Source organism: Burkholderia sp. MSMB1588, from assembly GCF_001546925.1.
GTDB lineage: Bacteria > Pseudomonadota > Gammaproteobacteria > Burkholderiales > Burkholderiaceae > Burkholderia > Burkholderia humptydooensis.
Genome location: NZ_CM003770.1, coordinates 783480 through 799140, shown reverse-complemented (window position 1 = coordinate 799140; position 15661 = coordinate 783480). Strand labels below are relative to the sequence as shown.

Sequence of the window (15661 nt, the reverse complement as noted above, 5' to 3'; positions counted from 1 at the left end):
GCGCTGAGAAAGCACGGGGCGCAGCGCGCGTGCGACGAGACGCGCGATCGCGAGCGCATCGCGAATCCCGAAGCACGCCGTTGACAACACGCTCTGCGCCCGGCCCGGCGTTCACGGCCGCGACGCGACGACGGGCCGACCGCGCAAGTGCTTCGCGCCGCATCCGGCGCGGGCGCATTCGGCGGGCGGCAACGGCCCCGCTCCTACAGCCCCACCAGGTGAACGAAGCGTGTCGTCGCCGTCCGGTCTTCGATCACGTGCAGAGGCCGGCAGCCGGCAGCTCGATAAACGGCCAACCACGCGTCGGAATCGGGCGGCGGCACGCCCTGCCCCGATATGAGCTGCACATAGTCGTGCAGCAGCGTCTCGCGGTGCATCGTTCGAAAGCCGTGGCCGAGGCGACCGTAGTAGTCCGATATCACGAGCATGCGCCCGGGCAACAGGCGCCGCATGCGCCTAAGCCACGTTTCCACCCGCGATGTGCCGCCGCGGAACATCTCGTTGACGAACTGGCTCGCGACGACGTTCTGCACGCGCGCCACCACGCGCGGCGGGATCGACGCCCCCGGATTCCTGCCGTCGCCATGGAACACCTTCACGCGCGTGGCGAGCCCCGCTTGCCGCGCTCGAACCCGAGCCGCCCTGCACATCGAGGGATTGCGATCCAATCCCCAGCCGACGAATTCGCAATCGCCCGCTGCCAACTCGCGCAGCAGCGCGCCGGCGCCACATCCCAGATCCAGCACGTGATTGAGACGCAATTGGCTGACGATCGCGGCCAGCGCCCCTCCGCCGGCCTCGCTCGCGTCGAAGGCGCGCGCGTGCGCGACGAGGTCGATCATGGAGCCGGCCAGCGCCGGCCTCCGGAGCAGCGTCGCCAGCCGTGAAGCGTTATCGGCGTAAGCGCCGGCATACAGGTTCAGCAGGAAACGCGCCTGCGCCGTGTAGTGCTCGGAAATCGTGAATCCGCGGTCCGTCTTGCAGACCAGATTCGTTCTCGATGCCGCGTATTCGAGGACGCCTCGCAACAACTCGGGATCGAGATCGTGGCCGTCGCTCAGCGTTTGCGCCGTCACCGGTTCCTTCATCGCGTCCAGAACGCCGAGCACTTGCAGCGCGGCCACGGCATGCGCCAGTTGAAGGCCCTCTGCGAGATCCAGCGCGGACCAGCGTTCGAGTTTCCGGCGCACCATGGACGAAATGGAGTCAACGGGCCGAGACCAGGATGCCCCTGCGCAGCAGCGGCTCGAAGATCGAAGCGTCTATGCCGTCATTGCTGGTGACATCCGCCAGCCATTGCGCAACGGCGCGGCACGAACGGGGCGATCTGAACAGATCGAGAATCGTCGCGATGCCGGACTCCACCCAATAGCCAGTGGCGGCTTCGCCGTGACCTTGAACGATATAGGTTCCGAGCCCGCCGACATCCGCGTCGCCGAGCATCGGCGAAGCTTCGTTCGATCGCCGGATGCGGTCGACCAATACTTCGCAATTGTGAATGTCCTCCAGCAGGCCGACGTTTTCGGCCAGTATGCAAGGCTGGTCCGCCTCATAAGGCCCTTCGGCGACGACGTCCGCCGGAGCGCGCGCCGCATACAGCCGCAACGCATAACGGAAAAGCGAATGCAGGTGATGGCCGCCGCCGAATCGCGCGGCGACGAAGGCTTCCAGCCCCGCCGCATCCGGAGCCGCGCCGGGCGACGTTTCGTTGGCGAAGTGCCGCCACTCCGATATCAGCCGGCTCAGCCGCCCACCGAATTCCCGCAATGCGTATGCGAAGATGACCGGCCCGACCCGGCGCAGCAAATCCGCCGCCTCGACCACAAAGATGCATTCCGCACGCGGCAGCGCGGCGGGGTAGTAATAGTAGGTTTGGAATATCTCGGGATGGTCGAGCACCTCGCGCTCGTCCGACGAACTCAGCAGGCGCGTGTTGTAAGGCCCGCCATAGCCGTCGTAGGCGATTTCCGCCCCGCGCTCGTCGAACAGCGGCGTGCCGGGCTCCGGCGCGAGCATGTGCAATTGCGTGAGGCAGGACGGCCGTCGAGCGCAGCGCCCGATCATGTCCAGCGTGTCGTCCCGGTCTTGCCCGGTTTCCTGGGGATATCCGGTAATGAACGAAGCAGTCGTCTCGATTCCTAACGAGTCCGCCGCCGCCAGAATGGGCTCGACCCGTTGCAAGTCCAGTCGCTTCTGGCAGATTTTCTGCATGCGCGCGGAGCCTGTCTCCACGCCGAAATAAAGATTCACGCAGCCCGCGTCGGCCATCTTCTTCAACAATGCTTCGTCGACGCAGTCGATCCGCGCCGACGCGCGCCACCGATAGCCGCGCCCGGCGACCGCCTCGCAAAACTCCATCACCTTGTGGCGGTTCACGGTGAACATGTCGTGGTCGAGCTTGAAGTCCGACACGCGATAACGCCGGTGAAGGATGTCCAGTTCGCGAACCAGGCGCTCGGCCGATTTGATGCGGAAGCTGCGTTGAAAGAAGCCGGCTGTCGAACAAAATGTGCACGCGAACGGACACCCGCGGCCGGCCTCGATACGCAGCATCGAGAGGCCCAATTCGGCGATCGGATAATGGTCGTACGACGCGATCGGCAGCAAGTCCAGGTTCTCGACCTTGGGCTTGCCGTCGGTGAATCGCAACAGCGAACCGCGGCCCGTGGCGCGCCAGCTCAAACCGGGGATCACGTCGAATGTCCGTCGCTCGAGGCAATCGAGCACGGCGGGGAGGATTTCATCCGCTTCGTAGCGGACGATGACGTCGAACTGCGGGAATCGCTCGAGGATCTGCCGGTGCAGCATCGTCGCGTGCGGCCCGCCGAGCAAAACGGGCAAGTCGGGCTCGCGCCGCTTCAGCAGCGCCGCGACATTGAGGGCAAACAGGAAACTGCAGCCGAGCGCCGTGAAGCCGACCACGTCCGGACGCTCGGCGAGCACGGCGTCGCTCGCCCGCTCGTAAAGCGTTGCATCGTAAGCCAGCGTGCCGTCCCTGATCAGTCGCTTCGGATCGTAGATCTGCACGCGATGGCCATCGGCTTCGGCGACCGCGGCCAGCGCGAGCAGCCCGAGATGCGGATGCACGTCGAGATAGGCGAGCGAGCCCTCTTCCGGCATGACGAGATTGTCGACGAGCAGCAATTTCATGCCGTGACGCTTCCGGGCGGCCTCTCGAATCGCACGAGCCCGATTCCGGCCAGTTGGTCGAGCGACCTCAAGAACTGCGGCAGCAGACGACGATCGCCGAGCAGCCGATCGCAGATGTCGGCGGCGGATCGTCTGCCGTCGATCGCTTCGATTGCGAAGTAGCCCAGCGCATCGACCCGCAGAAACCGGATTTCGCCCGTTTCGGCGGAGCGCCAATAGCAGCAGTACGTGTCGGCGGCGGGCACCGTGTCGAGCGCCGGCACCTTCCGGCGCAACACCGCCGCCAGGCGCTCCGGATCGCAATGCATCACGTGCTGGGCGACGGCGCCGTTGAGCATCGGGATGCTGCCGCCCGTCGCGCGTGCCCGATAACGAATGACGAGGCCAGCGGCGGGAAGCGGTGCGGCGCTTTCTTGCCGCAGGCACGAAAGCGCATATTCGTGGCGAAGGATGTCCCACAGCAGAGCGTGATTTCGTTGCGCGGGATCCAGCCATCTGTCAAGAAACGCAATCAGATCGCGCGCGCGCTCCCGCGGCGTGGCGGCGAATGCATGGCCGCTTTGCGCGCAGTTCGACGCATACGCGGCGAATACCTCGATCTCGAGGCCGGTTACGCTCAGCAGTCTGAAACTCAGCGGAAAATCCCCGCGCAGGCCGTTGTGACGCACCTTCAGGCTCAACCCGACGAAATTTTCCAATACGCGCAAATCGAGCTGGTCCGGCTCGATTCCCGCAGTGCGCAACAGATCCGGCCGCTGCCGCCAACGCGCGATGAGCTGCGGGTTGCTGGCGCTGGCGGCGATCAGGGCGTGTATTTGCCTTGCGTTCATGCGAGCCCCATCAACTCGCGTGCGCGCTCGATATGGGCCGTCAGGACGGACAGCGGGAAGTATGGCGACCAGTTGTATTCGAAGGTCAGCGCTCGCGGCCGCGTCACGGCGAGCAGGCGCTCGAGAAGTTCGAACAGGATCGGCGACGCCGGCAGCGAGTGGTCGTCCCAGGCCGTGCCGGACTGCACGCTCATGCCGGACAGGTGGACTTCGACCACGCGCTCCAGCGGAAGCCGGGCGAATTCCCGATGCACATCGGCGCCCGTGTTGTGAGCCGTGATCAGAAAGTGGCTCAGGTCGAGGAGCAAACCGGCGTCGCACCGTTGCGCGATCGCACGAATGAAGTCCGCCATTCCCATCGTGCTGCCCGGTATGGGAAAGTATTGAGGCGAATTTTCCACGATCAGCGGAACCGGAAAATGCGGACGAAGCGCAGCGAGATTGTCGACGACGCGCCGCACCGTCTCGTCGCTCAACTGAGGGCACAACGTATACGACAACGACGTGGGCTCGCCGGCCCCACCCAGCTCTTCGCCAATGGGATCGGCCGAGATGTACGCGAGATGTTCGCCTATCCAAGGCGTGCCGGTTTGCACGGCCGTGCGTTCGATTGCGTCGACAGTCGAAGTGTCCGGCGGCACGAATCCCGCAATGGACAAGCTGGCGCAGTGCAGAACGAACGGAATGGTTTGCTGAAGCTCGGCGACCGCCGGCGAGAATCGCAATTGCTCGAACGGCACTTCGATGTAATCGACGAGATGCGCATTCCGTGCGGCGAATTCCGCCATTCCGGGCCCATACGCCAGACCGATCCGAGGCATCGAAGCGTCGCGATCGAAAGCTTTCATAGGCTTCCCGCGCCTTTGAGGTCGAACTGCCGAAGCTCGGGGTTTGTCGCCCGCTATTGCGTGACCGCGCGCCAGACGCATGACGTTCGGCAACGCGGCTTCCCTCCGAAATCAGTCGTACAGGTAGCCCTCGCCCATGCGGCCGCCGGCGAGATCCACCTTGCTCACCGTGATGGTCAGCTTGCCGTTTTCAAGGCATTTCTGGATGGCCTTGATCTTTCTCGCATCCACCGGCATTTCCAGGGTCATCTTGGGCAGCTTCCCTTCGATGGAAACAGAAACGCCCTTTGTTTTTTTGGGTTTCGTAGCCATGATTGTTCCTGTGTTGTAGGCGGAACGCGCCGCTTAGCGTGTGAGCGCGGAATAACCCTTGGAAAGCGCGATGCGGATCAATGACTGGAAAAAATCCCGATGGGCATGCATGCCGATTTGCTTCTGATTAAAGGACGCGCCCTAGTAAATGTCAAGAAAGCCCCGGCGCGAAATGGAACAGGTCGGTTGCCGGCCCGCGCCATTTCGGCGATGGCGTGTCACGGCGTTCATCGGCGGGATGCGCGATGAGCGTCGGATCACCGGTCGGCATCAGCATGATATGAATGCGCCAGTCGATGGACTGTTCGCCATCCAAAACGAAATCGAAGCGCAACAGCAGTGTCGAGAGCACTTCGCGAATCAGCAATAGCGCGAGATTTCGCCCCGCGCAGAAGTGACCGCCGGCGCCGAACGGAAAATACTCGTACGGAGACGGCCTGGCCGTCTCCCACCGGGACGGCGAGAATGCGAGCGGGTCCGGAAACGGCCCGGCTTCGCGATGCGCGAGGAACGGACACACGACGATCTCGCAATGCGCCGGAAGCGCGACGCCCTGCAGCGATACCGCGCGCGTCGTCGCGCGGACCATCAACGCGTTGGGTGTCAGGAGCCGGAGCGTCTCGTTGACGACGTTCTCGAGCAATGGCGCGCCGCCCGGCGATGTCGGCGACGATGCGCGGCCGGCGATCTCCGCGCGCAGGGCGCGTCTCAGGCCGGGCAACTGCGACAGAACGAGCAGCAGCCATGTCAGCGATATCGCGACGGGCTCGGTGCTCGACACGAACATGACGTTGGCATGGCCGACTATCTCGTCCTCGGAAAGCGCGGGCGAACCCGGCAGGCCAGCCGTTGCCAGACGTCGCAGCAGCCCCGCCCGATCGTCGGCGGGACCATTCCGATACCGTCTGATACGCTCCCGCAACGTGCGATTGAGTTGCTGCCCGACGCCGATCAGCTCGGCCCGGTATACATGAGGATCGCGCGCGTTCAGCGAAGACGCCTCGCGCCTCAAAGTAAAATAAGCGCTTAATAGAAAAGCCAGTTCGGCATCCTCTTCATGGCACTGCGGCCCAAGAAAGACATGCGACGCCATCTCCGAGGTCAGCTCGCGCATCCGGCTGACCACGGCAATCCGGCCGTCTTCCTTCAGCCTTTCGCCCAGCCGATCCAACGCCGCTCGTATCCCGTTTCGATGCGCGTCGAACTGCTCGCGGTTGATCGTTCCCGTCAGGAGGCGCTTGTGCCGGCCATGCTCCGGCTCGCGCATGCTGTGCAAGCCGCGATTGAGGTTGACGAGATTTTTCGGCAACGCCAACTTCGCCGCCGCGGACATCGGCAGCGCGAAATCGTCTATCTCGGTCAATATCTGTCGAAGCCGATGCTCGCCGAATACCGCTATCACGCCGCTGCAATCGCTCGCGCGGGAGAAAATCGGGCCGCGCTCTCGCATGACGACGACATCGCCGTGCTGCGAGCGAGCTCGTGCGAGAAACGCGAGCGGCTCCGCAAAAAGCGACTCGGTGCTGCCGACTCGTGGAAGCGACGAAGGTAGACCATTCATTTGCGAGCAGTATCCGTGAGCGACTCGTGCCGATCCTGGCTACGCCGGCTGATCGCTACAGCGCATGGCGTCATCACAGTATCACGCCTGATGGCGTCTACGTTGCCGCATCGCGCAGCGGCGGCTCCCGCGTCGAGCTGAAAATTCCGTGGCGCCGCTGTTGATGCACGCGGAGTACGCTTCGGCCCCGCCGACTGTCGACGCATGCCGCTCGCCCGTCCTTCCATCAGAGAACACCCCTTGAAACGCGAGTACGAATGGCAGATCGGGCTGCGCGATACATGCGCCGGCAAGCGCGCGACAGGCAACGGCTTCGTTTCGTTCATCGCCGCGGTGTCGATGGCGGGCATCGCGCCCGGCGTGGCTGCGCTGATCATCCTGCTGTCCGTCATGAACGGGTTCAGGAGCGAAGGGCGCGACCGCATGCTGTCGGTGCTCGCGCACATCGAGATCTTCTCGCCGACGGGAACGATGCCGGACTGGATGCGAACCGCCGATGAATCGCTGCGCAATCCGTCGGTCAAGCGCGGCGCCGTACGCCGAGGCCCAGGCGCTGCTCATGCACGGCGGCAAGGTGACGGGCGTGGTACTCGGCTGCGCGCTCGACATTCGGTTCGTGACGCCTTCCGCTTATTGGCGCAGCGCGAGGGTTCGAGCCGGCGGAGGCGCTGCGGTATGAGTGATGGCGAGGGGTGCGGGTTGAGTGCATTCCATTACACACAAGTCGGCGTGAGCGGCTTGTAAACTTGCGCGGCTTGCCGTTTACTCTTGCTTTTTGCGCGATGCACGAATGGCAGAAGCAACGGGGAGCTGGGCGGCAATGGAATTCAAGGGTATCGATCTGGGCGACAAGCGGCTGAACCGGCGGGCGATCCTGCTGGCCGAAAGCTGTCGGGGAATCCGATGGCGAGCCTTCCGCAGGCGTGTGGCGGCTGGGCCGAGACGGCTGCGGCTTATCGGTTTTTCGCGCAGGACAAGCTGGACTGGATCGGCGTGATGGAACCACATTGGCAGTGCTCGGCTGAGCGGATGCGGGCATGCGACGTGGTGCTGTGCCTGGATGATACGACGGAGTTGAACTTCGACGGGCAGGACATCGCCGGACTGGGGCCATTGTCGTATGAAGCCCAGCGCGGCATGTACGTTCACGCGACCTACGCGGTCACGCCGCAGCGTGAACCGTTGGGCGTGTTGAATGCCTGGATGTGGGCGCGTGAGCGCAAGGGCGCCGATGGTGTGCGTGGCGGCGAGAGGGAAAGCACACGCTGAATTGAAGGATACGAACGCGTGGCGGAGCAGGCGGCGGATCTGCCCGGCACGCGGTTGGTGTACGTTGCGGACCGGGAGTCGGACATCATCGCGCTGATGCGCCGAGCGCACGATCTCGGCTGTCCGGCGGACTGGCTGATTCGCCCAGCACAATCGCGCGTTGCCCGAGGATCAAAAACTCTGGGATCACGCCACGCAAGCTTAGCCGCTCGGTGAAATTCGTTTCACGTTGCCTGGTCGCCAGCGACAGAAGGCGCAGGAAGTTCATCAGCAAATATGGAGTCGACGGGTCGATCTGCCCGATGCCCAGGGCGGTGTGGTGTCGATCAGTTGCCTGGTCGCGCGCGAGATAGACACGCCGAGCGGCGTGACGCCGATCGAATGGCGCTTGCTGAGCAATTGCGACGTGCCCGGATCTGGCCGAGGCTGCGCGGCTGATCGATTGGTATCGCTCCCGCTGGGAGGTGAAAACCTTCTTTCATGAGTTGAAGAAGGGTTGCCGAGTCGAGGCGCTGCAACTGAGCGCGATCGAGCGCATCGAGCGGGCACTGGCGGTGTTCATGGTGGTGGCGTGGCGCATTGCTCGTCTCATGCGCTTAGGCCGCACTTGCCCGGACCTTGATGCCGGACTGCTGTTTGAGCCCGATGAATGGAAGGCCGCCTTCATCCTCAACAAGAAGACCTCGCCCGATAAACCACCGCAACTGAATGAAGTGGTACGGCTCGGCGGCTTCCTCGCGCACAAAGGCGATGGCGAGCCTGGCGTCAAAACCATCTGGCTAGGCATGCAGCGAATCGTGGACTTCGTTGCCGGCATCAGATATATGCGCGAGGTTGAGCACCGGACTTGTGTGTAATGGAATGGAGTTGCCCTCCGCGAGTCGTCCTGCGGCAGAGTCAGAATCTTCAGCGCATCAACGCCAAAATAACGGGAAATTACTGGCGGGCTAGAACGGCGATCGCTCCAATCTTTCATTGGCCTGCCTCCGACGCAATATATGAAGATTTTTGGCGAGCCATTTTGACATAAGCCGCAATTACCAAAAACGCCACAGATATAATCGCGCCATCATATATAAATACCTGGTGTATTTTTAGATGATTCAGAAGATATGCACCAGCAAATGGCACCACCAGGTTGATGAACGACTGTACGGCTTGCCGGATCGAGCTCGCCTGCCCGATTGCAAATCCAAAGTGATGGCTGAGATAGATATTGGATGCAATCGCAAAATTGGACCCGCAGAAGCCAGTCGTGAAGAATGCGAAAGACAGAATATAGGTACTCAACGGTGCTGGGTGCTGTATCGCGACACCGATAATCATGAAGGTCATTGCCGACGCGATGCCGGGGACAACGACGCGCTGAACGCTCGCGCCCGAGCCCAAGGCAGCTTTCTTGCTGGCCAGCAACATTCCACCCACGATCCCCCCCGCTCCTGCTGATGAAACCAACAGACCCAGCATGTCCTTGCCGTATCCCAACGATTTCAGAATGAGGGGCATCTGATTGTTGACGATCTGGCCTAGCGCAGAATATAACGCGACGCAGATTAGCAAAGGCAACATCGCATTAATCGGTAATTCGATGGGCGACGCGGACGTCAACTTTTCCAATGATTTTCCTGAGTCAATCGATTGGTTTGTGATGGAAGGATTGACTGCCAATGCAAAGAAAGCCGCCCCAATTAAACTTAGTGCAATGGAACCGAATAGAACAGATCTTTCCCCTAAAATCTGACTGGCTACCGTGCCGACAATGGGCGCAAAAATTTTTGCAAAATTGTTCGTCACGTTCAACAGTGAAAATCGCCTCTTTAGAATATCCTCTGTCGATACGCGTTTTACGAGAGAATTGACGGCAGGCACAACAAATGAGCTTGCGAAGGACCGCAACAGAACAATCACCAGGAAGGCCCAATAGTTTCGCGTGAAAATAATAATGAATGTAGCCACGATCCTCGCAATAAGGCTGACGATGAGAACCGTCCTTGGACTGTAAGCATCGCACATCCTGCCGATTCTCTTTGCAAGCACTATTCTGGGAACCAACATCGCCGTACTGAGTGCAGCCATATCGTACGTCGACGCCTGAAACTGATAAGCCGTCAGCGTGAGAATTGCTAGAAAATCAACCCATGATCCGAAATTGGCAAATACGTCACCCAGTAAAACTGGAAGAAAAGATTTATTCTGCACTTAGCACTCCGTGTTTCAAGAGCTCTTTGACGAGAATAATTTTCGACTTCGTGTCGAGGGCGCCAGGAACCTGCGCGATGTCACAGGCGGCGTCGAGCGATATGAGTTCTTCCAGATCCTGCTTAACGAATCCAGGAAGTTCCAAGTAAGATGGTTGCTTCTGCAAATTAAGGGCGGCACTCGTCGAATCAGATAAAGACAGTCTTATTCCATTCTCACTCTCGACGATTTCAACCAGCTTGCACGGATTACGTCGAACGAGCGATGTCGCGGAAATGTCCTGCGCGAAACTGTAATTGGTAAACGCCTGATCATTGACACGTGGGCGAACTGAATTTTCCGAGCGAATGTAATGAGCCCAAGCTTTGCCGGCCGATACTTTTTTCAGTTCCGTCGCGGCACGTTCGATGGCCTCGTTGAGCAGGATCTCGCAGTAGGGTTCGGACTGGAACAGCGGCGCAGGCAGGGCCGGTTCCTTGAGCGACAAACTGTCGACGATGTATTTGATCACATCCGTTGCGGTCCACGGCGTCAATCCAATACTTACGTATAGCGACATGGCGCCGTCACATTGCGTTCGATGAGGCGTCCCGGCTGGCAAATACAGCACATCACCGGGCTCCAGAACGAACTGCTCGGCAGGCTGTGAAATCTCCTTCGCAGTGAGCTTCCGTGCCACTGAGGCACGCGGGTTGGTCGCGATTCTTGGATAGGTCGACCATATCTTAGTGCCGGAAAGCTGAACAGCAAAGACAGACTCCGAATCAAAATGCGGCGAGAATCCACTGGTGTTTGGCGGGGTAAGGAATATTTTCGCGACAGTTTCACCACCGAATGTTTCCTCCATACTTCTGCGCAGGGAACCAAACAGCGGAATTCTCCATTCAAGCTCGCTGAGCTTGAACGTTGCGCCCTTGTGGAATTTATTTGCGATTAACTGCTTTTGCCCTCCACCATTATTTTCATTGAACGCAGGAATATCTATCAGTGATCCGTCTTTCGCACCCTGCACGAATTCATGCAAATTTCCCTCGTGAGAATTCAAGTAATCATCCAAATCCCTCACTCTCCATTACAGATAAGATTTGCTCACCTCCCGGAGCTTGACGTATTGTTTATTCAAATTGATGTCTTCAGCATTGAGAGTCATTTCCGCTCCTTTGATAAATCAAGAAACCAATGAGCCACCATCGAATGATGGCAGCCCATTCAAATTAGCACGATCAGCATTATTTTCAAAATTTCGGAGTTAGAAATTTTGCTCTATGAGATTTCGTATGGGCACAGCAAGGAAAATGAATTATTTAGCCTTTGTTCTTCGTCACTCCAATCACAAAATGCTACCCCAACCTCAATAAATCTGTTATTGCATATTTACCTGAAGAGATTTACAGCTTGAGAATTATTATTGATCGCGATTGAATCTGTTCCGCTTCATGAACGGGCTCAGTTCAATTAATAATTTCAAGTTACGCAAAATTGTCATTATCAGCGGGCGAACAGGGCAAGCTCAATTTTCAGATATGACTTCCACTGTCAACCAAGCGCTGACAACGGGATCAGGAAGACGGGCAAGTCAATCGTCGACAACGGATTGTGGAAACTAATCGAGCCGCTTCTACCGCCGACCAAGCCCCGTCGCTTCAGGTATCGAGATCGCAAGCCGCGCTCACGAGCATCCTGCTCGTGCCGAAGACGGGTATTCGCCGGCGCGATCTTCCTGCGGAAATGGATCTGGCTCGGGTGTGAGCAGCTTGCAGCGGCTGGCGTGCGGGACGCCTTGCACGCATTGCGACTGATCAAACTACACGCAGCAAGGCAGATCGACTTCTCGCGCGTGGTCTCCGGCTCCTCGTCGATTCGTGCGGTTGGAGCGGGCGAAGAACCGGCCCGAACCCCACCGACGCCAACGGTGCACCAGTCGCGGCAATCCTCCTGACGGCCCCCTAGCCACACAATCACGTCACGCAACTGATTCCCTTGATCGAAGCGATCATGCCGATCAAGCGTCCATGGCCGACCGCTGAGCCGGCCCAAATGCGTCTATGCGGATCGCGGCTACGATCATGACAAGTATCGGCGAGTCCTCGGATACGTCGACAATCAACTGCGCCCCTCTCATCCATCCCTTTTAAATCCCGTTGACTTTATATCTTTCGATATATATCTTTCGACATATCCAAAGTCACCCAGGAGGTGACAATGCACCACGCTCATCGGTTTTCCCGCCGCGAATGCGGCATACACGACTCGGTTCACCCCAGCCCGCTCGAGATGTTCCGCCATATGTTCGGCGGCCATCGCCGCGGCGGCGGCCGGCACGGTTTCGGCCCATTCGGCGGCTTCGGCGGCGGCCCCGGGGGTTTCGGCGGCTTCGGCGGAGACGACGCGATGCCGCGCGGCCGCCAATTCAGCGCTGACGACCTGCAGTTGCTGCTGCTCGCGCTGCTCGCCGAGCAGCCGAGCCACGGCTACGAGCTGATCAAGGCGCTCGACACGCGCTCGAGCGGCTTCTACGCGCCGAGCCCCGGCATGGTGTACCCGGCGCTCACCTATCTGGAGGAGCTCGGCTACGTAACGGTGCAGGCCGAAGGCAACCGCAAGCGCTACGCGCTCGCCGACGCGGGCCGCGCGCATCTCGACGCGCAGCGCGAGCGCGTCGAGATGCTGTTCGCGAAGCTTGCGCATCTCGGTCGCAAGATGGATTTCATGCGTCGCGCGTTCGCCGGCGAAGCGCCTGCCGCGCCCGACGACGACACGCGCGGCTGGCTGCCGGAATTCGTCGAAGCGCGGATGGCGCTCAAGCAGGCGCTTTTTCGCAAGAGCGGCGCCAGCGCCGACGAGCAACGCCGCATCGCGGCCATTCTGCGGCGCGCCGTCGCCGACATCGAAGGCCGCACGGAGGGCTGAATCGCGCCGCATCCGGTTTATCAAGGAGAACCGATCGATATGATGACCCAACCGACTACCGAGCGCGCGGTCGTACGCGTGCGCCATACGCTGAAATTCCGCCTGCTGCAGGTCAAGCGCGTCGTCGACGTGACACCCCACCTGAAGCGCGTGACGCTGACAGGAAACGAGCTCGACGATTTCGAATCGGCGTCGTTCGACGATCACGTGAAAGTCTTCTTCCCGCCGCCCGGCGAAGACGCGCCCGCACGCCCCGAATTCGGCCCGGACGGCATCGTGTTTCCCGAAGACAAGCCGCGGCCAATCGCCCGCGATTTCACGCCGCGCCGCTACGATCGCGCCGCGCGCGAGCTCGATCTCGATTTCGTGCTGCGCCATCCGGGGCCGGCGTCGCAGTGGGCCGTGCGGGCACGCGTCGGGCAGACGCTCGGCATCGGCGGGCCGCGCGGTTCGTTCGTGATCCCGAAGGATTTCGACTGGCATCTGTTGATCGGCGACGACACCGCGCTGCCCGCCGTCGCGCGACGGCTCGAGGAATTGCCGGCCGGCACGCGCGTCGCGGCCGTGCTCGAGGTGGCCGATCCGTCGGCGCAGATCGAGTTCGAAACCGACGCGAATCTGTATGTCGTCTGGCGTCATCGCGGCGATGCGGCGAACGGCGAGCGCGGCGCGAGCCAGCTCGTCGACGCGCTGCGCGAACTGCCGCTGCCGGCGGGCGACGGCTACGTGTGGGCCGCAGGCGAAGCAGCCGCGATGCGCGGCGTGCGCGAGCATCTGTGCCGCGAGCGCGGCGTCGCGAAATCGCGGATTCGCGCGTCCGCTTACTGGAAGCACGGCGCGGTCGCGGTGCACGAATCGCTCGAAGACTGATGCGGCAAGCGAGCCGAGCGCGCGGCGCGCGTTCGGCTCGCATCGGCGGGCGGCAGGCTGGGCGCATGAGCGTTGCGCCGGCGAACGGCGGGTGGCGAACGGCAAATCACGTTGCGCGTCTTCGATGCCACGCTGCGCATCGACGAAGCCGTTTCATTCGTTTTTCCGCCGTTTTCCCGTAGATAAACGCCGCAGCAGCATCCGTCGACGCGCACGCGTTCACATTCCGTCGATCCGCCTGCATCGCACGAGCCGCCTCGCGCGCGTCTCCACACGAACGGAGTTGCATCCGCAACGCCCGTGTCCTATACCTGTGTCGACGGCACGCGGCCGGTTCGGCGAAGCCGTCGCGGCACGCATCGGCGTCATTCACGGGACAACGGAGCCCGCGCCGCCGTGACCGGATATCGAAAACGCAGCGACGCGCGTCGTGCTTTTTCCGCGTCGAACGAGAACGAGACCGCGCGACTTCGCGCGTCGCCACCCGGAACGCGACCATGACTCGCCGCCACACTCACGCAGGCATCCCGAGAACGCTCAGAATCGTCGGCTATTGCGGGCTCGGCGCAATCGCGCTCGCGCTGTTCGTCGCGATGTGCGCGATCCTGAAGGACAGCGCGCTCGATCGCGAAGCCGCGCGTCAGTTGCAGAACGGGAACGTCGAATTGCACGGCGGCGCGGACGCCGAGCCGGGCTCGACGAACGACGCCGCGCAGACGAGAACGCCCGGTTAGTTCGGATTCCCGCCGATTCCCGTCGATCGCCGTCAGTCGATGCGGATCGGCCGCTCGCGCAATCGCGTGAACGCGATCGCATGCACCGATTCGCCGATCCGGTCGAGCAGCGCCGTCACCGGGCGGCCGTACAGATGCGCGGCGAGCGCGCCGGCGGTGCCGACGAGCGCGCCGCCCACGATGTCGAGCGGCCAGTGCACGCCCACGTACACGCGCCCCCACCCGATCGCCGTCGCGATGACGGCGAGCGCGACGCCCGCCGGGCGCGTCGCGCGCGCGATCAGCAGGCCCACCGCGACGCTGCAGACGAACGTCGTGTGATCGCTCGGAAACGAGCCGTCCGGCGCGTGCGGAATCAGTTGCGCGCCGACGCCGAGCACGAACGGCCGCGGCGAATACCAGAAATGGCCGATCACCTGCGCGAGCGCGAGCGCGATGCACGCGCCGACGCCCGCTTCGATCGCCTGGCGGCGCGTCGGGCGCGCGCCCATCACCCAGGTCAGCAACAGCAGCGCGGGCACCGCGTAGACAAGCCAATCGGCGGCGAACACGCCAAAGCGTGCGGCGGCGAGATGCGGGGAGGGACCCGCATTGAGCGCGGAAAAGACGGCGAGATTGAAGTTTTGCATGGGACTGAAACGGTAGCGAATCGAACGATGCCGGGTCACCGGTCCGCACGATGCTAGGACGCGCACGCTTAAGACAGGCTTAACCCGAAGCGCCGCGAGATCGAGAGGGAAATCGACAATTTCAACAACGCGACGCTTCGAGAACAGTCACGCCCCAAAAGTTCAATTGCGCGCGCCGCATGTCACCGCATCCGGTTTTCGGCCTGCGTTCACCCTCGTTTCACGGGTCCCGCAAATACTCACCGAAGCTCCCGAAAAGCCTCACCTTTGCGACTCGGCGCGGCAGCGATTTGTCTCCCATTACCCGCCGATGCGCGTTCGTTACCGCCTCGGCAACATTGTCAATATT

The 15661-nt window shown here is 61.5% G+C and carries 12 protein-coding genes and 3 pseudogenes; 6 read left to right on the top strand and 9 right to left on the bottom strand.

Annotated elements, in window-relative coordinates:
• Positions 1-203: 203 nt before the first annotated feature.
• The 6 genes from WS92_RS03335 to WS92_RS03310 form a co-directional block, all read right to left on the bottom strand.
• Positions 204-1193, bottom strand: a complete 990-nt coding sequence (locus WS92_RS03335) for a RiPP biosynthesis methyltransferase ApyS (RefSeq protein WP_009914073.1) — start codon at positions 1191-1193, stop codon at positions 204-206.
• 13 nt (positions 1194-1206) lie between these two features.
• Entirely contained in the window at positions 1207-3150 is a 1944-nt protein-coding gene (locus WS92_RS03330) for a RiPP biosynthesis radical SAM protein ApyD (RefSeq protein ID WP_059933624.1), read from the bottom strand.
• On the bottom strand, positions 3147-3980 hold the full coding sequence (locus WS92_RS03325) for a RiPP maturation protein ApyI (protein WP_059933627.1): 834 nt from the start codon (positions 3978-3980) through the stop codon (positions 3147-3149). Before WS92_RS03325 ends, WS92_RS03330 begins: the two co-directional genes overlap by 4 nt.
• The gene (locus WS92_RS03320) at positions 3977-4828 is read right to left on the bottom strand and encodes a multinuclear non-heme iron-dependent oxidative enzyme ApyH (protein ID WP_059933631.1); all 852 of its coding nucleotides are present in this window, start codon (positions 4826-4828) and stop codon (positions 3977-3979) included. The genes WS92_RS03325 and WS92_RS03320 overlap by 4 nt, the downstream gene beginning before the upstream one ends.
• Positions 4829-4939: 111 nt before the next feature.
• A complete protein-coding gene (locus WS92_RS03315; protein ID WP_006028385.1) occupies positions 4940-5140 on the bottom strand; it encodes an aminopyruvatide family RiPP in 201 nt (66 codons plus the stop codon).
• Between the two features lie 151 nt (positions 5141-5291).
• Positions 5292-6701, bottom strand: coding sequence for a RiPP biosynthesis cytochrome P450 ApyO (locus WS92_RS03310; protein ID WP_059933634.1), 1410 nt, complete (start codon positions 6699-6701; stop codon positions 5292-5294).
• A gap of 240 nt (positions 6702-6941) precedes the next feature.
• Here WS92_RS03310 and WS92_RS03305 point away from each other — a divergent pair.
• A pseudogene (locus WS92_RS03305) lies at positions 6942-7293 on the top strand (ABC transporter permease); the annotation flags it as partial.
• A gap of 243 nt (positions 7294-7536) precedes the next feature.
• A pseudogene (locus WS92_RS03300) lies at positions 7537-8827 on the top strand (IS4 family transposase).
• A 115-nt stretch (positions 8828-8942) separates the two neighbouring features.
• Here WS92_RS03300 and WS92_RS30880 read toward each other — a convergent pair.
• Together WS92_RS30880 and WS92_RS03290 are read right to left on the bottom strand one after the other, a co-directional pair.
• Positions 8943-10169: an MFS transporter gene (locus WS92_RS30880; protein ID WP_082743863.1), complete on the bottom strand. Its 1227-nt coding sequence runs from the start codon at positions 10167-10169 to the stop codon at positions 8943-8945.
• A complete protein-coding gene (locus WS92_RS03290; protein WP_141667956.1) occupies positions 10159-11226 on the bottom strand; it encodes a JmjC domain-containing protein in 1068 nt (355 codons plus the stop codon). The genes WS92_RS30880 and WS92_RS03290 overlap by 11 nt, the downstream gene beginning before the upstream one ends.
• A 501-nt stretch (positions 11227-11727) precedes the next feature.
• Here WS92_RS03290 and WS92_RS36300 point away from each other — a divergent pair.
• From WS92_RS36300 to WS92_RS03275, 4 genes and pseudogenes are all read left to right on the top strand, one after another.
• Positions 11728-12258: pseudogene (locus tag WS92_RS36300) on the top strand (IS5/IS1182 family transposase); the annotation flags it as partial.
• 113 nt (positions 12259-12371) lie between these two features.
• Positions 12372-13079 carry a PadR family transcriptional regulator gene (locus tag WS92_RS03285; protein ID WP_059933641.1) on the top strand — a complete coding sequence of 236 codons (708 nt, stop codon included), beginning with the start codon at positions 12372-12374 and terminating at the stop codon, positions 13077-13079.
• 42 nt (positions 13080-13121) lie between these two features.
• Positions 13122-13949, top strand: coding sequence for a siderophore-interacting protein (locus WS92_RS03280; RefSeq protein WP_059933681.1), 828 nt, complete (start codon positions 13122-13124; stop codon positions 13947-13949).
• Positions 13950-14446: 497 nt separating this feature from the next.
• The gene (locus WS92_RS03275; RefSeq protein WP_006028379.1) at positions 14447-14683 is read left to right on the top strand and encodes a hypothetical protein; all 237 of its coding nucleotides are present in this window, start codon (positions 14447-14449) and stop codon (positions 14681-14683) included.
• Positions 14684-14715: 32 nt separating this feature from the next.
• Here the strand turns inward: WS92_RS03275 and WS92_RS03270 are convergent, their stop codons facing one another.
• Positions 14716-15312: a phosphatase PAP2 family protein gene (locus WS92_RS03270; protein WP_059933643.1), complete on the bottom strand. Its 597-nt coding sequence runs from the start codon at positions 15310-15312 to the stop codon at positions 14716-14718.
• Positions 15313-15661: the final 349 nt, after the last annotated feature.